Origin of the sequence: Pseudomonas sp. TH08, from assembly GCF_016651275.1 — a bacterium.
Classification (GTDB): Bacteria; Pseudomonadota; Gammaproteobacteria; order Pseudomonadales; family Pseudomonadaceae; genus Aquipseudomonas.
The window spans coordinates 225,615-246,678 of record NZ_JAEKEE010000006.1 but is presented as its reverse complement, the minus strand read 5'-3'; the positions used below and the strand labels follow the sequence as shown (position 1 = coordinate 246,678).

19 protein-coding genes are annotated in these 21,064 nt (G+C 58.4%); 15 read left to right on the top strand and 4 right to left on the bottom strand.

Annotation, left to right across the window (positions count from 1 at the left end; all coding sequences use genetic code 11):
• Positions 1-101 precede the first annotated feature (101 nt).
• From fliL to flhB, 8 genes are read left to right on the top strand one after another with little or no spacing between them, the layout of a single operon-like run.
• Entirely contained in the window at positions 102-605 is a 504-nt protein-coding gene (fliL, locus tag JFT91_RS27465) for a flagellar basal body-associated protein FliL (RefSeq protein WP_201148811.1), read from the top strand.
• Positions 606-614: 9 nt separating this feature from the next.
• The gene (fliM, locus tag JFT91_RS27460; protein WP_038363850.1) at positions 615-1,583 is read left to right on the top strand and encodes a flagellar motor switch protein FliM; all 969 of its coding nucleotides are present in this window, start codon (positions 615-617) and stop codon (positions 1,581-1,583) included.
• A 57-nt stretch (positions 1,584-1,640) separates the two neighbouring features.
• Positions 1,641-2,090 (top strand): flagellar motor switch protein FliN, encoded by a 450-nt coding sequence (gene fliN / locus JFT91_RS27455; protein WP_008077656.1) that lies wholly within the window; start codon positions 1,641-1,643, stop codon positions 2,088-2,090.
• On the top strand, positions 2,091-2,549 hold the full coding sequence (gene fliO, locus JFT91_RS27450; protein WP_201227437.1) for a flagellar biosynthetic protein FliO: 459 nt from the start codon (positions 2,091-2,093) through the stop codon (positions 2,547-2,549).
• Positions 2,549-3,307 (top strand): flagellar type III secretion system pore protein FliP, encoded by a 759-nt coding sequence (fliP, locus tag JFT91_RS27445; protein WP_064121002.1) that lies wholly within the window; start codon positions 2,549-2,551, stop codon positions 3,305-3,307. Before fliO ends, fliP begins: the two co-directional genes overlap by 1 nt.
• Complete coding sequence (gene fliQ / locus JFT91_RS27440) at positions 3,304-3,573, top strand: flagellar biosynthesis protein FliQ (protein ID WP_007920026.1); 270 nt, start codon at positions 3,304-3,306, stop codon at positions 3,571-3,573. Before fliP ends, fliQ begins: the two co-directional genes overlap by 4 nt.
• A gap of 3 nt (positions 3,574-3,576) precedes the next feature.
• Positions 3,577-4,362 carry a flagellar biosynthetic protein FliR gene (gene fliR, locus JFT91_RS27435; protein WP_201227436.1) on the top strand — a complete coding sequence of 262 codons (786 nt, stop codon included), beginning with the start codon at positions 3,577-3,579 and terminating at the stop codon, positions 4,360-4,362.
• 3 nt (positions 4,363-4,365) lie between these two features.
• Positions 4,366-5,505, top strand: coding sequence for a flagellar biosynthesis protein FlhB (gene flhB, locus JFT91_RS27430; RefSeq protein WP_201227435.1), 1,140 nt, complete (start codon positions 4,366-4,368; stop codon positions 5,503-5,505).
• 213 nt (positions 5,506-5,718) lie between these two features.
• On the opposite strand, the gene JFT91_RS27425 is transcribed toward flhB, so the two are convergent.
• The 4 genes from JFT91_RS27425 to JFT91_RS27410 all read right to left on the bottom strand — a co-directional run bounded on the left by JFT91_RS27425 (position 5,719) and on the right by JFT91_RS27410 (position 11,764).
• A complete protein-coding gene (locus tag JFT91_RS27425) occupies positions 5,719-8,010 on the bottom strand; it encodes an MATH domain-containing protein (RefSeq protein WP_201234433.1) in 2,292 nt (763 codons plus the stop codon).
• Positions 8,011-8,357: 347 nt separating this feature from the next.
• Positions 8,358-9,818, bottom strand: a complete 1,461-nt coding sequence (locus tag JFT91_RS27420; RefSeq protein ID WP_518524903.1) for an Ig-like domain-containing protein — start codon at positions 9,816-9,818, stop codon at positions 8,358-8,360.
• Positions 9,819-9,847: 29 nt separating this feature from the next.
• The gene (locus JFT91_RS27415) at positions 9,848-10,711 is read right to left on the bottom strand and encodes a hypothetical protein (RefSeq protein ID WP_201234431.1); all 864 of its coding nucleotides are present in this window, start codon (positions 10,709-10,711) and stop codon (positions 9,848-9,850) included.
• Positions 10,712-11,398: 687 nt separating this feature from the next.
• Positions 11,399-11,764, bottom strand: a complete 366-nt coding sequence (locus JFT91_RS27410) for a DUF6124 family protein (protein ID WP_201234430.1) — start codon at positions 11,762-11,764, stop codon at positions 11,399-11,401.
• Between the two features lie 659 nt (positions 11,765-12,423).
• On the opposite strand from JFT91_RS27410, the gene JFT91_RS27405 reads away from it, so the two are divergent.
• The 7 genes from JFT91_RS27405 to fliA all read left to right on the top strand — a co-directional run bounded on the left by JFT91_RS27405 (position 12,424) and on the right by fliA (position 20,915).
• Positions 12,424-13,008, top strand: coding sequence for a hypothetical protein (locus JFT91_RS27405; protein WP_201234429.1), 585 nt, complete (start codon positions 12,424-12,426; stop codon positions 13,006-13,008).
• Positions 13,005-13,868: a hypothetical protein gene (locus tag JFT91_RS27400; RefSeq protein WP_201234428.1), complete on the top strand. Its 864-nt coding sequence runs from the start codon at positions 13,005-13,007 to the stop codon at positions 13,866-13,868. Before JFT91_RS27405 ends, JFT91_RS27400 begins: the two co-directional genes overlap by 4 nt.
• Before the next feature lie 35 nt (positions 13,869-13,903).
• A complete protein-coding gene (locus JFT91_RS30030; RefSeq protein ID WP_201234427.1) occupies positions 13,904-15,553 on the top strand; it encodes an immunoglobulin-like domain-containing protein in 1,650 nt (549 codons plus the stop codon).
• 196 nt (positions 15,554-15,749) lie between these two features.
• Complete coding sequence (gene flhA, locus JFT91_RS27390) at positions 15,750-17,879, top strand: flagellar biosynthesis protein FlhA (RefSeq protein ID WP_201227433.1); 2,130 nt, start codon at positions 15,750-15,752, stop codon at positions 17,877-17,879.
• 11 nt (positions 17,880-17,890) lie between these two features.
• Positions 17,891-19,231, top strand: a complete 1,341-nt coding sequence (gene flhF / locus JFT91_RS27385) for a flagellar biosynthesis GTPase FlhF (RefSeq protein WP_201227432.1) — start codon at positions 17,891-17,893, stop codon at positions 19,229-19,231.
• Positions 19,232-19,347: 116 nt separating this feature from the next.
• Positions 19,348-20,178, top strand: a complete 831-nt coding sequence (gene fleN / locus JFT91_RS27380) for a flagellar synthesis regulator FleN (protein WP_003222917.1) — start codon at positions 19,348-19,350, stop codon at positions 20,176-20,178.
• Positions 20,175-20,915 carry an RNA polymerase sigma factor FliA gene (gene fliA / locus JFT91_RS27375; RefSeq protein WP_003222919.1) on the top strand — a complete coding sequence of 247 codons (741 nt, stop codon included), beginning with the start codon at positions 20,175-20,177 and terminating at the stop codon, positions 20,913-20,915. The genes fleN and fliA overlap by 4 nt, the downstream gene beginning before the upstream one ends.
• The last annotated feature ends 149 nt before the right edge of the window (positions 20,916-21,064 follow it).

The window sequence follows — 21,064 nt, the reverse complement described above, 5'->3', positions numbered from 1 at the left end:
CGACAGATCCCTCTCGTCAATCCCTCCGACACTTCTGGCATAACACTTGCTCTTGCCTTGCCGTGCGACTGTGAAAACCCGAATAGTGACGGATTATTGGCATGGCGAAGAGCGAAACAGCAGCAGTGAAAGACCCCGCAACCAAAGGCAAACTCAAGCTGATCATCGTGATCGTGCTGGCGTTGCTGCTGGCCATTGGTGCATCCGTGGGGGCGACCTGGTTCTTCATGCACAGCGCCCAGAGCAAGCCTGCCGAAGCCGCCGATGCTGCGCCGGTCGGCAAGCAGCCAGCGATCTTCGAGCCCATGGCGCCGGCGTTCGTGGCCAACTATAACCAGAACGGCCGTCAGCGCTACATGCAGGTGAGCATCACCATGCTGGGCCGCAATCAAGCCGATCTGGAAGCGCTCAAAGTGCACATGCCGGTGATTCGCAACAACCTGGTAATGCTCTTCTCCGGTCAGGATTTCGCCACGTTGGCGACCCCGGTCGGGCAAGAGATGTTGCGTCAGAAGGCCACAGCCAGCGTCCAGGAAGTGGCGCAGAAAGAGCTGGGCAAAGTGGTGATCGAACAGTTGCTTTTCACTAATTTCGTACTGCAGTAGGAACACGACATGGCCGTGCAGGATCTGCTGTCCCAGGATGAAATCGATGCGCTGTTGCATGGCGTCGACGATGGTCTGGTACAGACCGATAACGCTGCCGAACCCGGCAGTGTCAAAAGCTACGACCTGACCAGCCAGGATCGCATCGTCCGTGGACGCATGCCGACTCTGGAAATGATCAACGAGCGTTTTGCCCGTTACACCCGCATCAGCATGTTCAACATGCTGCGTCGCTCGGCGGACGTTGCCGTCGGTGGCGTACAGGTGATGAAATTCGGCGAATACGTGCACTCGCTGTACGTACCGACCAGCCTCAACCTGGTCAAGATCAAACCGTTGCGCGGCACCGCGCTGTTCATCCTGGACGCCAAACTGGTGTTCAAGCTGGTGGACAACTTCTTCGGCGGCGACGGCCGTCACGCCAAGATCGAAGGGCGTGAATTCACCCCGACCGAACTGCGCGTGGTGCGCATGGTGCTGGAACAGGCCTTCGTCGACTTGAAAGAAGCCTGGCAGGCGATCATGGAAGTCAATTTCGAGTACATCAACTCGGAAGTGAACCCGGCCATGGCCAACATCGTCGGCCCGAGCGAAGCGATCGTGGTCTCCACGTTCCACATCGAACTCGATGGCGGTGGCGGCGATCTGCACGTGACCATGCCGTACTCGATGATCGAGCCGGTGCGCGAAATGCTCGACGCCGGTTTCCAGTCCGACCTCGACGATCAGGACGAGCGCTGGGTCAACGCCCTGCGCCAGGACGTGCTCGATGTCGACGTACCGATCGGCGCTACCGTTGCCCGCCGCCAGTTGAAACTGCGCGACATCCTGCACATGCAGCCGGGCGATGTGATCCCGGTCGAGATGCCGGAAGAGATGATCATGCGCGCCAACGGCGTGCCGGCCTTCAAGGTCAAGATGGGCTCGCACAAAGGCAACCTCGCGTTGCAAGTGATCGAGCCGATCGAGCGCCGCTGAAGCGGCGCCACCCTCCCTTTTTGCATTAACTGAATTGTTGCCCGCCGAGGACACATGATGAACGACGATATGAACGCCCAGGACGACCAGGCACTGGCTGATGAATGGGCTGCTGCCCTGGAAGAAACCGGTGATGGTCAAGCTGACATCGACGCACTGCTGGCGGCCGACGCATCCAGCGGCTCTCGTCTGCCGATGGAAGAGTTCGGCAGCGTGCCGAAGAACAACGATCCGGTGACACTGGACGGTCCGAACCTGGACGTGATCCTCGACATCCCGGTGTCGATCTCGATGGAAGTGGGCAGCACCGACATCAACATCCGCAACCTGCTGCAACTCAACCAGGGTTCGGTGATCGAGCTGGATCGCCTGGCGGGTGAGCCGCTGGACGTGCTGGTCAACGGCACGCTGATCGCTCACGGCGAAGTGGTCGTGGTCAACGAAAAGTTCGGCATCCGCCTGACTGACGTGATCAGCCCAAGCGAACGCATCAAGAAGCTGCGCTGAGTGAAAAGGTTTCTCTGGGCGCTGCTGGCGCTGCCATTGACCGTGCTGGCTGCCGAGCCTGCAGCCACCGTCGCTGCAAGCGTGCCTGCGGCCACCACGCCGATGGTCAACAGCGGCGTGGCCGGTCAGCTGACGCAACTGGTGTTCGGTCTGCTGCTGGTGCTGGGCCTGATCTTCTTCCTCGCCTGGTTGTTGCGCCGCGTGCAGCAGGCAGGCCCGGCGGGCAAGGGCCAGGTGATCGAGTTGATCGGTTCGCGCGCGCTCGGCCCAAGGGATCGCTTGATGCTGGTCCAGGTCGGCAACGAGCAGATTCTGCTCGGCTTGAGCCCCGGTACCATCACCGCGCTGCACGTGCTCAAAGAGCCGGTGCCAGTGCCGAGCACCAGTGAAAAAGCCACGCCGGATTTTGCCCAGCAGTTGCTGAAGATTCTCGGCAAGGATCAGAAGGATACGAAGTAATGGGTGCGCTACGCATCGTCTTGACGCTGGCCCTGTTGCTGGCCGCGCCGCTGGCGTTCGCCGCCGATCCGTTGTCGATCCCGGCAATCACGCTGGGCACCAACGCCGACGGCGCGCAGGAGTATTCGGTCAGTCTGCAGATCCTGCTGATCATGACCGCGCTGAGTTTTATCCCGGCGGCGGTCATCCTGATGACCAGCTTCACGCGGATCATCATCGTCTTCTCGATCCTGCGGCAGGCCCTCGGTCTGCAACAGACGCCGTCGAACCAGATCCTCACCGGCATGGCGCTGTTCCTGACCATGTTCATCATGGCGCCGGTGTTCGATCGCGTGAACAACGATGCGTTGCAGCCGTACCTCGCCGAGAAACTCACGGCTCAGCAAGCGGTGGAAAAAGCTCAGGTGCCGATCAAGGACTTCATGCTCGCGCAGACCCGCACCAGTGATCTGGAGCTGTTCATGCGTCTGTCCAAGCGCACCGACATTGCCACCCCGGATCAGGCGCCGCTGACCATTCTGGTACCCGCGTTCGTCACGTCCGAGCTGAAAACCGCGTTCCAGATCGGCTTCATGATCTTCATTCCGTTCCTGATCATCGACCTCGTCGTGGCCAGTGTGCTGATGGCGATGGGTATGATGATGCTCTCGCCGCTGATCATTTCCCTGCCGTTCAAAATCATGCTGTTTGTGCTGGTCGATGGCTGGGCACTGATCATCGGCACGCTCGCCAGCAGTTTCGGAGGTGTCTCGCCATGACGCCGGAAGTCGCGGTCGACATATTTCGTGAAGCGCTGTGGCTGACTACGTTGATGGTCGCGATTCTGGTGGTGCCGAGCCTGTTGGTCGGTTTGCTGGTGGCGATGTTCCAGGCGGCCACGCAGATCAACGAACAGACCCTGAGCTTCCTGCCGCGTCTGCTGGTGATGCTGGTCACGCTGATCGTCGCCGGTCCGTGGATCGTGCAGACCTTCATGGAGTACATCATTCAGTTGTACAAAAACATTCCGATGGTCATCGGCTAGGCCATGCAATCGCTGCTGCAGTTGACCGACACCCAGATCAGTTCCTGGGTGGCGACGTTCATGTTGCCGCTGTTTCGCGTCGCATCGATGCTGATGGTCATGCCCGTGTTCGGCACAACCCTCATCCCCCGGCGTGTGCGCCTGTATTTCGCCGTGGCGATTACCGTGGTGATTGTTCCGGGGCTGCCGCCGATGCCGGCAGTCAGCCCGCTTGATCTCAGTGGTCTGCTGTTGATCGCCGAGCAGATTCTGGTCGGCGCTGTGCTCGGATTTTCCTTGCAGCTGTTTTTCCAGGCCTTCGCGGTGGCCGGGCAGATTGTCGCGATCCAGATGGGTATGGGCTTCGCCTCGATGGTCGACCCGGCCAACGGTGTCTCGGTGGCGGTGATCGGGCAGTTCTTCACCATGCTGGTTACGTTGTTGTTTCTGGCGATGAATGGCCATCTGGTGGTCTTCGAAGTTCTCACCGAGAGCTTCACCACGTTGCCGGTGGGCAGTGGGTTGATGACCGCGCATTACTGGGAGTTGGCCGGCAAGCTCGGCTGGGTGCTGGGGGCGGCGTTGTTGCTGGTGTTGCCGGCAGTGACGGCGTTGCTGGTGGTCAACATTGCCTTTGGCGTAATGACCCGTGCCGCGCCGCAACTGAATATTTTTTCTATCGGTTTTCCGCTGACCCTGGTGCTCGGCCTGTTCATCGTCTGGGTCGGTCTGGCGGACATTCTCAATCAGTATCAACCGCTGGCCACCGAGGCCCTGCAGTTGCTACGTGAACTGGCACGGGCGCGCTGACTCATGGCTGAGAGCGAAAGCGGTCAGGACAAAACAGAAGACCCCACGGAGAAACGTAAAAAGGATTCCCGTGAGAAGGGCGAGATCGCCCGCTCGAAAGAACTCAACACGCTTGCCGTGATGATGGCCGGCGCCAGCGCACTGTTGATATTCGGCGGCATGCTGGCGGAAGACCTGATGGACCTGATGCGGATGAACTTCACGCTGTCGCGCGAAGTGATCATGAATCAGGGTTCCATGGGCGCGTTTCTGATGCAGTCCGGCAAGCTCGCGCTGGTGGCGATTCAGCCGATCATGATCACCTTGTTGATTGCCGCGCTGGTCGGGCCGATTTCCCTTGGTGGCTGGCTGTTCGCGGCCGGTTCCATGGCGCCCAAGTTCAGCCGGATGAACCCGGCTGCGGGCATCAAGCGGATGTTCTCGTTCAAGTCCGTGGTCGAGTTGCTCAAAGCGCTGGCGAAGTTTTTGATCACCTTGGGTGTGGCATTGGTGGTGCTGTCCGCCGACGTTGACGACTTTTTGCGAATCGCTCATGAGCCGCTGGATCGGGCGATCATTCACAGCGTGACGCTGGTGGGGTGGAGTACCTTGTGGCTGGCTTGCGGGTTGATCATCATCGCGGCGGTCGACGTGCCGGTGCAGCTTTGGGAAGCCCACAAGAAACTGCTGATGACCAAGCAGGAAGTGCGCGACGAGCACAAGGATCAAGAAGGCCGGCCAGAGGTCAAGCAGCGGATTCGCCAGACCCAGCGCGAGATGTCCCAACGGCGGATGATGGCGGCGATTCCGACTGCCGATGTGGTCATCACCAACCCGACCCACTACGCCGTGGCGCTCAAATACGATTCGGAGAAGGGCGGGGCGCCAGTCCTGCTAGCCAAGGGTAGCGACTTCCTGGCTCTGAAAATTCGTGAAATCGCCGTGGCCAACAACGTCATGCTCCTTGAGTCGCCGGGGCTGGCGCGGTCGATCTACTACTCCACCGAACTCGACCAGGAAATCCCTGGCGGCTTGTACCTGGCCGTCGCGCAGGTACTGGCCTACGTCTACCAGATCCGCCAATTCCGCGCGGGCAAGGGCAAGCGCCCGGATCCGCTCAAGGACGACTTGCCGATCCCGCCGGATTTGCGTCGCGACTCCTGACTGTGCTGAGATGAAACAGAAAACCGCTGTCCCGATTGAATGGGGCAGCGGTTTTTTTATGCCGGGAGGACGTGTCTTGCCTGTGAGGTCGCCTTCGCGAGCAAGCCCGCTCCCGAAAGCGTCAGTCACGACAACACATCAATCAAACCTCGTACATCCGGCGGGTTTTATTGGGCAGTGGTCTGGCTCCGTGTAGTCCTTGATGACGTGGTTTTACTGTGTGGTGAGTTCAAAATTGTCAAATATCAGCGCTTCACGAGAGTCGGGGATGATGGTGATGCTGTATATGTCGTCATGATTGAATATCAATTGATCTGCTCGTATTCCCCTATTGATTTGCAAGATTCTGCTATCCAACAAAAGACCGGTGTCATCGCGGGCTTCGACTCTGTGATTGGCAAAGTCAACGTGCGTATACCAAAAGCTCACACGAGAACACGTCCTGCCAAAATTGAATTCGGTTTCTGCCGCGTTTATCGCGAAGTGCCTGCCGTCTACTTTTCCTGGAAAGAGGTATTCGCCTTCACTGGGTTCAATTGCCCAGGCGATATCGGGAAATCGGACTTTCCTGATTGTGATTTTAATGTTGGGCGTTATTAATTCACCCTCCTCAGTGCTGACGAAGGGCGCGAGAGAGTTGAAGTTTTCTGATAATTGCAGGATCTGTCTCTGCACCCTGTACAAACGTGTCTGTGTGCTCACAGCTTCTGATGAGTCGGAGGTTCCGTTAGCGTTGATCATGAGCTTGACGCGCAGGTCGCTGCCGTGTCGCAGGCTTTTGAGCCATGTAACGGGGATGGGCCATTCGAAATCGCCTGTTTGATCAATCGTTACACCATTGGGTTCGGTGCGCGAAATGGCTTCGCCTTGATCATTAATCCCCTCATAGACGCCCCAAACCGTTTGCCCGCGAGCTTGATGCAGCCACGGAGCGGATTTTAGCAAGTCGCGACTCAGTAACTTTGTCACATCCAAAACACTGCTCTCTTCACCCGCAATATGCGGTATCGGCAGTCTCGAGTCGCCATCCGCAATCTGCAATACACGGAACTCTGCAACCGGCGATTTCCCGGCTTGTCTTCCATTGCGATTCAGATTCCAGCGCAACTCAATCTGCTTGCCATGGCGTGCTGCCAGGAACGCCGGGTTCAGCACTGTGTTCACCCGTTTGTTGCTGTTGAACGTCACTAGCGGGAACTGCGGCGAACCCGCTGGCGGGTTGACCTCAACCAACCGCGCTCTGTCCCCGGGCAAGGCGTTGAGGTATTCGATGCGGACGGTTACCCCATCTGGATACGCCAGTGGATCAATCGGATTGACAGCTGGTGACACTAGAAACGGAGGCAACAACACAATGGTGCTACCGCCGATCACATCGGCCGTGGCGGTTTTCGATGTCGCAATGACGATGCCACCGCGCAACAGTTCATATTTCGCACGCACCATGCTGCCGGCAATTACTTTGGCATTGGGCACCATCAGTTTGTAGGTGAACGGGATGCGCCCGACATCCGCCTCAACGGTGTGTGATACCACGGGGGCATCAGGTTTGCTGGCGGTGTAGGTCACACGGATTTTGTCGTTGGGCTGCCATATTGGGGCGAATGCATGCACCAGTACGGTGAGATCCTTGCTGCCGAGCTTCGTCAGATCGATGGTGCTTGGGTCATCGCTTGGATCGTCCGGGTCCTCGGTCAGATCTGGAGCGATCAATCGGGTTTCACCGAGGTGCACATCGACCTCCACCGTGCCCGAGTATGGCGAGTCGGTGTCCGGCCCGTTGCCGAGCTGGTCGGTGACGGTGTAGGAAAAGATGAACTTCGGATTGTCTCCGGCCCTTAGAAACACATCTTCGTCGACCATGGCGCAGATTGTCGTTGGCGCAGGCGATGGAGCAGTAGGGGCTTCGGCGTTGGTGACGGTGCGCAAGACATCCTGGCCGTTGCAGTTCAATCGGATCACGTCGTGAGCGCGGCAGTAGGGGTAGGTGAAACACACCTGCACACCCGATTTGGCGCGGTCGGCATCGATACCGTCCTCGATCACGTCCTGCGGCAGGATCAATTGCAGTTCGGAATGGGCGCCGTCACCCGGCGTACGATCCTCGATACCGGGACGGATGGCGTTGTACAGCAAGGTCAGCGGCGGCGTCGATGTGCCAATGTTCTCACTGCCGCGGGTGATGGTGTAAACGAGTGTGTTGACGCGTTCGGTCAACAGCAGGCCCTTAGGCAGGTAGAGCGTATGCGTGGCGTTTTCCTCGCCAGGCTGAATGGTTTTTGTCGCTTCGGTATTGGTGTTGTTCAGCACCAGTCGGATGACATCGCCTCCTTGAGCCGTACCGGCCAGTGGCGCTTCAACGAGGATGGTCAGGCCCATGGGTTTGAGGTCGTAAACGTGCTTGGGTACACCATAAGTCGCGCCTGCCACTGGTGTGGTCGCTTCAGGGGCGTGTGGTGGAAACAGCCCCAGCACGGTGTTGTCGGGTGACTGGTTCGTGGTCATGGCTGCGGCTCCGGCGCGGCGAGGGGAACGGCTATCAGAGCGCTTTATGAAAGCTTGCACACCTGTCAGATCTGACAGGTGGCGACGAGTGGTCAACCGTGCAAAGCAAATGTGGTCTGTCCCTGAGGGATCCGAAACAGAAAACCGCCGTCCCGATTGAACCGGGCGGCGGTTTTTTCATGCCTTGAGCCAGGCATTCATTCCTTGTAGAAGCTGGCAAAAGCTGCAGGTTTCTGGCGGTTGCGCTTGCCTGTCTGCGGAATTGACTCAAGTATCAATTCGACAGGCAACCGCTGATTGGCCCTGGGTTGTATGCGCATAGGAGTCCACTCCGGTGTTCATTCGTACTACCCAATAGTGATTTTTCTGGGAGTGAGTTTCATTTGTCCACGTGTCATTCGGTAACCATCCAGCTGCTTGAACAATGCCTCCTGACCCTGCGTAGGTGTTGTACACCGCACGCAGTTCTGCTCGATTGTTCGGCAGGCCTCCCCGGCGGCTGCACAAGCCTGCGCGGCACTGGGCTGAGTCATCAGGTTGCCAAGCCTGACGAACATCTTTAACCCGGTCGTGGTGAGGGTGTAAGTGGCTTTATTGTTTTGATGATCGGTGACGGTCAGTGTCGTCGTTCCGCGCCCGGACACGCGCACCGTGCCCGTGGTTGCGTCGATCAGCGCGACGTTGGTGTTGCTTGAGCTGAAATGGTAGGGCTTGATTCCGCCGGTCGGCGTCCGCGTATACGTTGCATTGGCCGGAGGATTCAGTGGCGGGACACCTCGCACAACGCTATAAGCCGGGAGATTGAGCGTTAGAGCCGCTCCAAAGTTCAAATCCTCCACGGCCCTGACGGTATAAAGCCGCAGCGGAAGTAAAACCGCCCTGGTCTTGTCACGGGAGCCATCAAGACTTACGGCGCATTCGACAGTCAGTGCACTGCCATCCTTGAGCGCCTTCAACCACGCAACCGGCGCCTGAACGTTCAATCCATCCAGTGAGTCATTGGGCTCGCCAGACTTCACCTCGGTACTGATCGGGTTGCCATTGTTGTCAAAACCCTTGCACGTAACCCAGATCGGTTGCGCCGGTTCAAACACTGGCCATTTCACTGCAAGAATCCGCGCCCCTTCGTTGAGGGCTTCAACGTCCAGTACGGTATTGGTGTTGGCTGCAATGTTCGGCGTCGGCAAACGTGAGTCGCCATCGGCAATCTTCAGCACCCTCACTGGTGTCGGGGTTGACTTCCCGGCCTGTCCGCCATTGCGATTGAGGTTCCAGCGCAGCTCGAATGACTTGCCTTGGCGGGCCGCGAGATACGCCGGGGTCAGCACGGTGTTGACCCGTTTGTTGCTGTTGAATGCCACCAACGGAAACTGTGGCGAACCTGTCGGCGGATCGACCTCGGCCAATCGCGCGCGATCGCCGTCGAGGGCGGCAAGGTATTCGATGCGCATCGTGATCCCGTTCGGATAGGCCAGCACATCGACAGGGTCAACGGCCGGCGCCACGAGACTCGGCGGTAGCAGATCAATCGGAGCGGCTCCGGTTACCGTTGCGTTGGCCGTGATCGAATTGCCCACCAGATCACCGTTGGGCCTGCGCAGTTCGTAGGTCGCGGTCACGCGGCTGCCGGCGAAGACCTTGGCGTTGGGCACTTCGAGAATGCAGGGCTTTTTCGACCCGAACTGATCCGCTTCGACTTTGCCGCTGACGTTCACCACCACATCGGCGGGTTGCCCGGTGTCTTGGGCGGTGTAGGTCGCCAGCACGTTATCACCCGCAACAAAAGGGGGATTCGCCGTCAACACCACCAGCAGCAAAGGCTTGCCGGCCAGTTTTTTCAGATCGATTTCCTCGGGGTCATCCCCGGGAAATCCTCCAGGCGTTCCAGCAAAATCGGCTTCGGCAAACGCTTGCCGTCCAGATCCTCATCCACGACTTGTACCGGCGACCACGGCGCATCGGTGTCCGGGCCGTTGCCGATCTGGTCGGTGACGGTGTAGGAAAAATACAGTTTCTGCTCTATCCGTTTCGCCTTGTCCAGAAACGCGCGAGTGATGGTGAAGCAAATGGTGATGGGCTCTTCGGAGCCATGATTCGGCGGTTGCGGCGCCTGATTCGGATTCACCTTGGCCGTCATCAGTTCGCCATTGCACTTGAGGGTGATGAGGTCATAAGCCCGGCAGTACGGGTAGGACACGCAGACGTCGGCGCTGACGAAATCCGCACCGACGCCGTTTTTGATCACGTCGGGCAGCAGCAGTTTGAGTTCGGAATGGCCACCGGAGGCGTCGTACTTGTCCTTGAGGCCTGGACGGATCTTGTTGTAGAGGATGGTGAGCGGATTCGACTTGCCGATGTTTTGGCTGCCGCGTGTGATGGTGTAGTAAAGCTCGTTGACCCGATTAGGAAGCAGCCGGCCCTTGGGAATGCGCAACCTGGTGCGCACGTTCGGATCGTCAATGGTTTTACTGTCCAGTGCGGCCAACTCATCCTTGAGCCGAAGCTCCATGACATCCCCGGACTCCATGGAGGGAGAGAATGGCGGATCGACAAAAACAACAGCGCCTTCACCGTCGGTGACCAGGTCATAGGCCACCAACGGCACGCCGATGTCCGCGCCAACCACGGGCTCGGTTTGGCCGTTGACTATGGGCGGAAAGAGGACAAGGACAGTGTTGTCGCCAGAGGACGAGGCGGTCATGGAAGAGGCTCCTGCGTAGTGAGAACGGGAAGGAGCCATCAGAGCGCTAAATGAGGATTTGCGCACCTGTCAGATCTGACAGGTGGCGACGGGTGGTCATCCGTGCAAAGCAAATGTGGTCTGTCTCTGAGGGATCCCGATGTCCGGATCCGCTCAAGGATGACTAGCCGATTTCCGCCGGGTTTGCGGCGCGATTGCTGACTTTGCTGTGCGGCCATTTGTCTAAGACTCCCGTTTACTGTCAACTCTGACAGGTGCGGTCGCCGTGATTTTGCAGTCTGATACAAGGTGCGGCCGCGCACTGGCGCGGTCAGACAGGCGAGTGCAGGGGAGCAAGTCAATGAAAGGTATTTTCAGCAGCTACGATGAAAAAACCGGAAGAGGCACCATCACGCCGAAGCAAACGGGACGATCCCTTTCCTTTGCCGAAGCCACTGGTTTTTTCTGACTGCCAAAGAGTACCGATTCAGCATTCCATTGCCCGATGCCCAGCATGCGAACGTCAAGGTGGGCGGCGAGGTCGAGTTCGAATTGCCCAGGAACAAGAATGGAAAAGTAAAAATCCTCCGGTATTGAGCAACCGACCGTAAAGCAGCTGACACGAAAAAACCGCCGCCCCGAGTCAACGGGCGGCGGTTTTTCTGATCGTTCCCACGCAGAGCGTGGGAACGATCATCGGGGGAGACGCTACTGGGGCAACTCCAGATTATCCATCACCCGATTCACCGCCAGTTCGCCGAGCATGATCAACTGCGCGATGCCCAGCAGCGTCCTGCGTTGTGATGCGGGTATGAGGTTGGCGAAGTCATTGGCGATGGTTCTGGCTGAAGCGAGGGTTTCGCAGGCGTTGGCCAACAGTTCTTCGTTTTTGAAGTCTGCGGTGACGGCGAACATAGAGCGGGTTTTGCGTTGAATGGGAGCAGACCCGGGCGGGCAGAGGTAGTGATCGAGGGCGCGGTCGGCGGCTTCGTGGAGTTTTTTTGAATCGAGGGATTCGTAGGGGGAGGTGAGGTCGGTTTCGGTTTCGGGTGGGTTGGGTGTTGGTTTGATCATGGTGAAGCTCCTGAATTTATGGAGCCACTCTTTACCTGTCGCTAAACAGATGAAGGTGGCAGCTGTACGCAGGTTAGCGAACCGGTCTCAGGCACACCGGTAGACCCAAAGGTCTCCCGCATACAGCCGCCATAACGTAATTGCGGGCGAAAAGTCCCACAACGAAGCCACGAACGCTGATGCACTGAGTTGGTCCAGGTCGCTAAACCCGATCGCTGATTCGTCAGCGACCGGACCACAATAGAACCCGCCCCCAAAGCGCACAAGCCGGCCGATTCTGGCGTAGCTGTAGGCAATGGCGCAAGGATGTGTAGCCTGCGAGACGTGTCTGGAGGTGTCTTTTAAACGTTGGTGTTTAAAAGCAAAAGATTGCAGCCTACGGCAACTCCACAATATTCAGCCCTCGATTAACCGCTAGCCCAGCCAGCATGACCCGTTGCGCGATTGCGCCCCATCTACGCCGCGATTCCTCAATCACGGTGACAGTGGTGAGACTGACACACTGTCCTTTGAAGATATTTTCCGGTTGACGTCTGTGCCGTTCGTCAGAAAAAAGCGTGTACCTGTTAGTTCTGACAGTGGTCGATTATTCGCATCAAGTTTTCAATGGCCGCTCCATATCCTTGGCAAACCGCACGGATCTTTTCAGGAGCAGGGCAATGATTGGCTTAATGGTAATGCCGATTCTGGACGAAATTGACGATGCGCAATACGACATTGTTCCCTTCGATTCGAGCGGTGGTCTGGGGCTCTTTTCCCTGTATGCGCCCAATATTCCCGGGCAGTTCACCAACATCGATTTTGCGCCGGCGCAAGTGGGGGTCAACCGTCCCTTGCTTTATACGAGTGCCAAGGGGCTCCGGGTGCTGGTTCAGGCTTATACGAACATGGCCGCAGAGGACACCATTCGGCTGTACGTGGGTAAAACACTGGTTGCCACGTCGGTGTTGCCTGCGGATCACGATAATCTTGATGTGGTGATGCACATCGCTGCGAAGGATGTCCCGGCCGGTGTTCATACTTTGCGTTATGAAATTCTGCGCAAAAGCGGTCAGCCACCCGAGGGGCGGGAACTCGAAGTCTGGTTCAAGATCGATCCGCCGGGCGGCAACGATCCCGAGCCGGACTTGCCTGGTCATCAACGACTCAAGCCGGCTCGACTCCAGTTGGCCCCTGGTCAGGTCATTGATAAGGATGTCGCTGCCGAGGGGTCACAGCGATCATCCCTCGGTGGCCCTTCATGACCAAGGGGGACAAGTTGAAGCTCTGTTTCCATGGCATTGCTGTCACTCCCCACACGGTGCTGGAGAGCGAGGTCGGATCGGACATCAGTGTTTTCATTACGCCAGAAAATATCCGCGATGCAGGTCCCGCCGACCCGGCGGTGCTGGTCTATCAGATCGAAGATCAGGTGGAGAACGTCAGCGACTTTTCAGAGCGCACTACAGTCGTCAGTGATCCCGCCAATGCCTGGCTTGATCCGGTATTCGTTCCTCTTGCCGACGACGACCTGGTCAGCCTTGATGAGGTGGGTTTCGACGACTTGGCTGTTCAGGTGATTACGAGCAGTGGTTTTGCGCGGGGTGAGAAACTGCTGTTGCGATGGGCGGCTACGACGCAGAGCGGCGAGGTGGTCGAACACAGTGAAGAGCAACCGATCACTCGCCTCGGGATTCAGTCTTTCCAAATTCCAAATCCAATCGTGCTTGCCAGTGCTTGTGGGCAGGTGCAAGTCGATTACCTGCGCACAAAAGCAGATGGTAAACAGGATCGTTCGGAGATCTATATCTTCACGTTGCAAGGTAAGACTTTGCGGCTACCGGCGCCGTGGATAACGGATGCGGTAGGCGGCACTCTGGATCCTGCGCTAAGCCGAACCGTGGTGTTGTGCGGTCCCGATACCCGGATCAAGAAGGGGTTCAGAGTCACATTGACATGGGCGGGAACCAGTGCCTCTGGGCGTCCGCACCTGTATCAAACCTATCGTGACGTCAGTGATCAGTTGGTCGGCCAAGCCATTGCCTTCAGCGTAACTGCCAAGGACATTGCCCCGTTGATCCGGGGGCGGTCAATGTCTCCTATGAGGCCAGTCATGCCACTTTGAATCCTGCGCTGGTTTCGGAAACGATGAATGCGCGTGTGGACGATTTCAAACCCGTATTGCCTGCGCCGGTTGTGATTGGCGTCATCGATGGTGTGCTCAATCCCGCGCATGTGCCGTATGGAACGGATATCCAGGTCGCGGCGGCTTCCTATACCCGTTTGGGAGACGTGGTGCATTTGGAGGGGCGAGGGGATGCAGGCGGGGTGGTATTTCGGGACCGCTTACCGATTGAGCACTCAAGGGTAGGCAAGGATCTGGAGTTCTGGCTGGGTGGCGAGGCTATCGAGTTCTATCGGGAGCAGTTTTTCAGTCTGCTTTGGTGGATCGAGCGGCCAGAAGATCTGCCACAGTCATCCGCGCTTCTCGAGTTGTACATCGGAGACCCGGCGCAATCGTTGCAGCCGCCGACTGTACGCCGTGCGCCTGATGGCGTACTTGACCCGCTGGAAAATAATGGCGGTGCCCGAGCGCGTGTACATGTGGCCAGTCCACGCCCGGGAGACCAAGTGCGCCTGCTGGTCAAGGGGGCGCCGGGTGAGGGCTCTCCGACATTCACTGCTCAATCGTTGAATGCTGACAACGTTGCATTTTTTTCACTGAGGCCGTCATTCATTGCGGAAAATCGTGGGGCACAGGTAGAAATCAACTTTGAGCTGATCAGGAATGGCAAGACTATTCTGTCCAGGCCTTTGATATTGACGGTCAAAACAATCAGCGACAGGGATCCCGTCTTGACCCGCCCGCATATTGTTGAAGCAGGAGCGGTGCCGTTTATCGATCTGAGAATCATCCAGACTGACCTCACGTGCGTGGTCAAGCCGCCGTTGCCTGTCGCCGAGGTCGGGCAGCGAGTGTGGATCACGGTCGCCAGCGAGGGCGTTGATCCTTTGCTATTGCGTCCCGGCACCGCGCTGACTGCCGAAGAAATCTCTCAGGGCATCAGCGTTAAGGCCGCGCGAGGCTGGTTCTATGCACTCAAGGATCTGTCTACCTGTGAGGTGACTTGCAAAATCGCACTGGGCAGTATGGACAACGAGGAGACGGCGCTGATGCTTCCAGTGGCGCGGTATACCGTCAAGGTCACTGAAGCATTGGCGATTGATACTCAACTGATGCTTTTGAATGGCTGGAAATTGTTGGGTGGCACCGCTTATGGATTACGCGAACGCGAGGTCGCCAACAATGTGCGGGTGCGCGTTCCAACGGGTGGCCGGCCACCTTACACCTATCGTTCAGCCAACCCCGGCATCGCATCGGTCGATGCCAATGGCAAGGTTACGGGGCTGAGTAATCAATCGACCACTATCACTGTGACCGATGCCGATGAAAAACAGATTTCCTATCCCGTGCGGGTGATGAATGTTCACAGGTTGATTTTAAACAACTCGTTCATGACCGCAGCTCAGGCAGCCGCCTGGTTCAGACAGTTCGGTGCCGTCAGCATGGACAACGGTGGACAACCTATGGGATGGGGGATTTTGCATAACAACTTTATCGACGTTACGCCCATTTATGGCGGGCGGGGTTTGTATTACGGACGATTTGTTTCGATCAATCTTTCATACCCGAACATCTATGTACTCGAACACTCGTTGCTGGTCAGCAACGGGGTCATGGGGAGTCGCAACGTACATTTAACGGATGGGGCGACCCGCTCTCGCGCAATGGGGTATTTCCCGACATAGTTACCGAGGTAGGGGCGTGTCGCTACTGAACGCGCCGTGATCGCCGTTTTCGGCAGTTCAATGGGCGGGATAACCCCGTTGAGCTGCCGCAGGCTGCGATTTTTTGCCTGCGCAAAAGTTGGAAGGCTTCTTGCAATAGCCGCCGTGCGCCTGTGTCGGGCGTCAAAAGTTTGCTTTAAAGGAACGGGGAAAACCGGTGGATCGCTCTCAGTTAATCAACAACGCTCGCTCGAACATTGCCGACCTCAGTCGAGGCAATCTGGGCGTGCCGTTGTTGCTGCTGGTCATGCTGGCGATGATGATGTTGCCGGTGCCGCCGTTCCTGCTGGACGTGTTCTTCACCTTCAACATTGCGCTGTCGATCGTCGTTCTGCTGGTCTGCGTGTACGCCTTGCGGCCGCTGGATTTCGCGGTGTTCCCGACCATTCTGCTGGTCGCGACGTTGCTGCGGCTGGCCTTGAACGTGGCGTCGACGCGGGTAGTAATGCTCCACGGTCAGGACGGCCACGCCGCCGCCGGTAAGGTGATCCAGGCCTTCGGTGAGGTGGTGATCGGCGGTAACTACGTCGTCGGTATCGTGGTCTTCGCGATCCTGATGATCATCAACTTCGTCGTGGTAACCAAAGGCGCCGGACGGATTTCCGAGGTGAGCGCACGTTTCACCCTCGATGCGATGCCCGGCAAACAAATGGCGATCGACGCCGACCTCAATGCCGGCCTGATCGACCAGAACCAGGCCAAGGCGCGTCGCTCCGAAGTTGCCCAAGAGGCCGAGTTCTACGGTTCGATGGACGGTGCCAGCAAATTCGTCCGTGGTGATGCGATTGCCGGCCTGCTGATTCTGTTCATCAACCTTATCGGCGGTATGGCCGTCGGTATCTTCCAGCACAACATGAGCTTCGGCGACGCCGGTCGGGTTTACGCCTTGCTGACCATCGGTGACGGTTTAGTGGCGCAATTGCCATCACTGTTGTTATCGACAGCGGCGGCGATCATGGTGACCCGTGCTTCCGGCTCGGAAGACATGGGCAAGCAGATCAATCGCCAGATGTTCGCCTCGCCGAAAGCGCTGGCGGTGGCCGCAGGTCTGATGGCGGTCATGGGCCTGGTGCCGGGCATGCCGCACTTCTCGTTCCTGAGCATGGCTGCGCTGGCCGCCGGTGGCGCTTACCTGTTCTGGAAGAAGCAAAACGCCGTCAAGGTGCAGGCCCTGCAAGAGGTTCAGCGCCAGCAGGAACTGCTGCCATCGCCGGCCCGCGCCATGGAAACCAAAGAGCTTGGCTGGGATGACGTGACGCCGATCGACATGATCGGCCTCGAAGTCGGCTATCGCCTGATCCCGCTGGTGGACCGCAATCAGGGTGGGCAATTGCTCGCGCGGATCAAGGGCGTGCGCAAGAAGCTCTCGCAGGATCTGGGCTTCCTGATGCCAACCGTGCACATCCGCGACAACCTCGATCTGGCGCCGAGCGCTTATCGTCTGACCCTGATGGGCGTGATCCTCGCCGAAGCCGAGATCTACCCGGATCGAGAGCTGGCGATCAACCCGGGCCAGGTCTACGGCACGCTCAACGGTATCAACGCCAAAGATCCGGCTTTCGGCCTGGAAGCGGTGTGGATCGAAATCAGCCAGCGGGCGCAGGCACAATCGCTCGGTTACACGGTGGTGGATGCCAGCACCGTGGTCGCGACGCACTTGAACCAGATTCTGTACAAGCACTCCAGCGAGCTGATCGGCCACGAAGAAGTGCAGCAACTCATGCAATTGCTGGCCAAAAGCTCGCCGAAATTGGCGGAAGAGCTGGTGCCGGGCGTGGTTTCGCTGTCGCAACTGCTCAAAGTGCTGCAAGCGCTGCTGGCCGAACACGTGCCGGTACGCGACATTCGCAGCATTGCCGAAGCCATCGCCAACAACGCCGCCAAGAGTCAAGATACCGCCGCGTTGGTGGCCGCTGTGCGGGTCGGCGTATCGCGCGCCATCGTCCAAAGCATTGTAGGCACTGAGTCCGAGCTGCCTGTGATCACCTTGGAGCCAAGGTTGGAACAAATATTGCTCAATAGTCTGCAGAAGGCAGGACAAGGCTCGGAAGAGGGTGTTCTGCTGGAGCCAAGCATGGCCGAGAAGCTGCAACGTTCGCTCATCGAAGCGGCGCAGCGTCAGGAAATGCAAGGTCAGCCGGTGATCCTGTTGGTAGCAGGCCCGGTGCGCGCGATGCTCTCGCGCTTTGGCCGCCTCGCAGTCCCTGGACTGCACGTGCTGGCCTACCAGGAAATACCGGACAACAAGCAAGTGACCATCGTTGCGACAGTAGGGCCCAACGGCTGAGGTAGTGGTTTATGCAAGTTAAGCGTTTCTTTGCCGCCGATATGCGTCAGGCCATGAAGCTGGTTCGTGATGAGCTGGGCGCTGATGCCGCCATCATTGGCAATCGCCGCATTGCCGGCGGTGTCGAGTTGACGGCGGCACTGGATTACAAATTGTCGGCGCTCGCGCCACGGGTTCCGAACATGGAACTCGAAGACGAACTGCGCAAGACGCAGTCGCGCATCGTTACCGCCCAGGCCGAGTTGAGCCTGCGCGGCGAAGCCGACGGCAATAGCAATCGCCAGATCTTTGCCGGGCTGCCGTTGACCGCTGGCCTGCCGCTGACCGCTGCCGAACCGTTGAGCGAACCGACCTACGCCGCCCCGGCGCGTCCAGCTCCGGCGCCTGCGCAGTCCTCCGGCGGCGTGGATCCACGTGCACTGGATTCGATGCGTTTTGAATTGAACAGCCTGCGCGAGCTGATGGAAGTTCAGCTCGGCACCCTGGCCTGGAATCAGCTGCAAGGCAGCCGTCCGGCGCAAGCCAATCTGTATCGCCGTCTGCAACGCATCGGTCTGTCCGGGCCGTTGTCGCGCGACTTGCTGTCGATGATTACCGATATCGAAGAACCCCGTCAGGCCTGGCGCATGCTGCTCGCGCACCTGGCGCGGATGATTGCCGTACCGGAAGTCGAGCCGCTGGAAGAGGGCGGTGTGATTGCCATGGTCGGCCCTGCCGGCATGGGCAAGACCACCACGCTGGCCAAGCTCGCGGCACGTTACGTGCTCAAGTACGGCGCGCAGAATGTCGCGCTGGTGAGCATGGACAGCTTCCGCATCGGCGCGCAGGAACAACTCAAGACTCTGGGCCGCATCCTCAATGTGCCGGTGACCCATGTCGATCCGGGCCAGTCGCTGGTGCAAGCGCTGGATCCACTGCTGCGCAAGCGCGTGGTGCTGATCGATACCGCCGGCCTGCAAGCCAGCGATCCGGCCCTGCGCATGCAGCTCGAAAGTCTGGCCGGACGTGGCATCCGTGCAAAAAATTATCTCGTGCTGGCAACCACCAGCCAGAAACAGGTTCTAACCGCCGCTTATCACAGTTACAAGCGTTGCGGGCTCGCCGGGTGCATCCTGACTAAACTGGATGAAACGGCCAGCCTTGGCGAAGTGTTGAGCCTGGCGATCAGTCATGAATTGCCGGTCGCGTACCTGACCGATGGCCCACGGATTCCGGATGATCTGCATCTGCCGCGCCGTCATCAATTGGTCAGCCGCGCCGTCAGCGTGCAAATGCAGGAAGAACCCAGCGAAGAAGCCATGGCTGACATGTTCGCTGATATCTATCACAGCCCGACCAAGCAGGTAGGCTGAGGTATTCATGAACAGTTTTTGTACCTACATCGATGGTCTGCCATGCATTGTTCAGGTTGTGAACGCGCAGCCAGTAATGTGGCCTCCGTCTATGCAAGACAAGGTAAAGAAATAACATGGGCAGCATGCATCCCGTACAGGTGATCGCGGTGACCGGCGGCAAAGGTGGCGTCGGCAAGACTAACGTGTCAGTGAACTTGTCCCTGGCGCTGGCAGAGCTTGGCCGTCGGGTCATGTTGCTGGACGCCGACCTGGGACTGGCGAACGTCGACGTTCTGCTGGGGTTAACCCCTAAACGCACGCTGGCCGACGTCATTGAAGGCCGCTGCGAACTGCGCGACGTCCTGTTGCAGGGGCCCGGCGGGATTCGCATTGTGCCGGCTGCCTCCGGCACCCAGAGCATGGTGCACCTGAGCCCTGCGCAACACGCTGGCCTGATTCAGGCGTTCAGCGACATCGGCGACAATCTCGACGTGCTGGTGATCGACACCGCTGCGGGTATTGGTGACTCGGTAGTCAGTTTTGTCCGCGCCGCCCAGGAAGTGTTGCTGGTGGTGTGCGATGAGCCGACTTCGATCACCGACGCCTACGCGCTGATCAAATTGCTCAACCGCGATTACGGCATGAACCGCTTCCGCGTTCTCGCCAACATGGCGCAGAGCCCGCAAGAAGGTCGCAACCTGTTCGCCAAGTTGACCAAGGTCACGGATCGCTTCCTCGACGTCGCTCTACAATACGTCGGCGCCGTGCCTTACGACGAAAGCGTGCGCAAGGCAGTGCAGAAGCAGCGCGCGGTGTATGAAGCCTTCCCGCGTTCCAAGTGCGCGCTGGCGTTCAAGGCGATTGCGCAAAAGGTCGACACCTGGCCGCTGCCCGCCAACCCGCGCGGCCATCTCGAGTTTTTCGTCGAGCGTCTCGTGCAGCAAACGGCAGGGCCCGTGCTATGACCGCTAGCGGTATGAATTACTACAAAAAGTCGGCACGTGACGCTCAGTACGAGCTGATCGAGCGTTACGCGCCGCTGGTCAAACGCATTGCCTATCACTTGCTGGCACGGTTGCCGGCGAGTGTGCAGGTCGAAGACCTGATCCAGGCCGGGATGATCGGCCTGCTCGAAGTCTCGACCAAATATGACGCCAGCAAAGGCGCCAGTTTCGAAACGTACGCGGGCATTCGAATCCGCGGCGCGATGCTCGACGAAGTGCGCAAAGGGGACTGGGCGCCACGCTCGGTTCACCGCAATACCCGTATGGTCAGTGACGCGATTCGTGCAATTGAAGCTAAAACCGGCCGTGATGCTAAAGATCACGAGGTTGCGGCCGAACTCCAATTGAGTCTCGACGATTACTACGGGATTTTGAATGACACCTTGGGCAGCCGCCTCTTCAGTTTCGACGACCTGTTGCAGGACGGCGAACACGAAGGGCTGCACGAGGATGGCGCGAGTGCTCATCTTGAGCCGTCACGCGATCTGGAAGATGAACGCTTCCAGGCGGCGCTGGCGGACGCGATTGCCAATTTGCCGGAGCGTGAGCGACTGGTGTTGGCGCTGTACTACGACGAAGAGCTGAACCTCAAGGAGATCGGTGAAGTCCTTGGCGTCAGTGAATCGCGGGTCAGCCAGTTACACAGCCAGTGCGCGGCCCGCTTGCGGGGGCGTTTGGGGGAGTGGCGAGCGCGCTGAAGGCAGTGTGGGGACACTGCGAACGAGGCTGGTGCGGTGATGAACGGCACCGGTCTTGCTCTGTTGTGCTCCAGACAGTCTTCGAGTGCTGCGCCGATTGATTGAAGTGGCGCGTCCAGGTGCTGGGCGCGTTTAAGACTGCTTGGAGG

Excerpts from the sequence above, each read along its gene's own strand:
- fliL (WP_201148811.1), top strand. The coding sequence starts at position 102 with ATGGCGAAGAGCGAAACAGCAGCAGTGAAAGACCCCGCAACCAAAGGC.
- fliM (WP_038363850.1), top strand. The coding sequence starts at position 615 with ATGGCCGTGCAGGATCTGCTGTCCCAGGATGAAATCGATGCGCTGTTG.
- fliN (WP_008077656.1), top strand. The coding sequence starts at position 1,641 with ATGAACGACGATATGAACGCCCAGGACGACCAGGCACTGGCTGATGAA.
- fliP (WP_064121002.1), top strand. The coding sequence starts at position 2,549 with ATGGGTGCGCTACGCATCGTCTTGACGCTGGCCCTGTTGCTGGCCGCG.
- fliQ (WP_007920026.1), top strand. The coding sequence starts at position 3,304 with ATGACGCCGGAAGTCGCGGTCGACATATTTCGTGAAGCGCTGTGGCTG.
- fliR (WP_201227436.1), top strand. The coding sequence starts at position 3,577 with ATGCAATCGCTGCTGCAGTTGACCGACACCCAGATCAGTTCCTGGGTG.
- flhB (WP_201227435.1), top strand. The coding sequence starts at position 4,366 with ATGGCTGAGAGCGAAAGCGGTCAGGACAAAACAGAAGACCCCACGGAG.
- JFT91_RS27425 (WP_201234433.1), bottom strand. The coding sequence starts at position 8,010 with ATGACCACGAACCAGTCACCCGACAACACCGTGCTGGGGCTGTTTCCA.
- JFT91_RS27415 (WP_201234431.1), bottom strand. The coding sequence starts at position 10,711 with ATGACCGCCTCGTCCTCTGGCGACAACACTGTCCTTGTCCTCTTTCCG.
- JFT91_RS27410 (WP_201234430.1), bottom strand. The coding sequence starts at position 11,764 with ATGATCAAACCAACACCCAACCCACCCGAAACCGAAACCGACCTCACC.
- JFT91_RS27405 (WP_201234429.1), top strand. The coding sequence starts at position 12,424 with ATGATTGGCTTAATGGTAATGCCGATTCTGGACGAAATTGACGATGCG.
- JFT91_RS27400 (WP_201234428.1), top strand. The coding sequence starts at position 13,005 with ATGACCAAGGGGGACAAGTTGAAGCTCTGTTTCCATGGCATTGCTGTC.
- flhF (WP_201227432.1), top strand. The coding sequence starts at position 17,891 with ATGCAAGTTAAGCGTTTCTTTGCCGCCGATATGCGTCAGGCCATGAAG.
- fleN (WP_003222917.1), top strand. The coding sequence starts at position 19,348 with ATGGGCAGCATGCATCCCGTACAGGTGATCGCGGTGACCGGCGGCAAA.
- fliA (WP_003222919.1), top strand. The coding sequence starts at position 20,175 with ATGACCGCTAGCGGTATGAATTACTACAAAAAGTCGGCACGTGACGCT.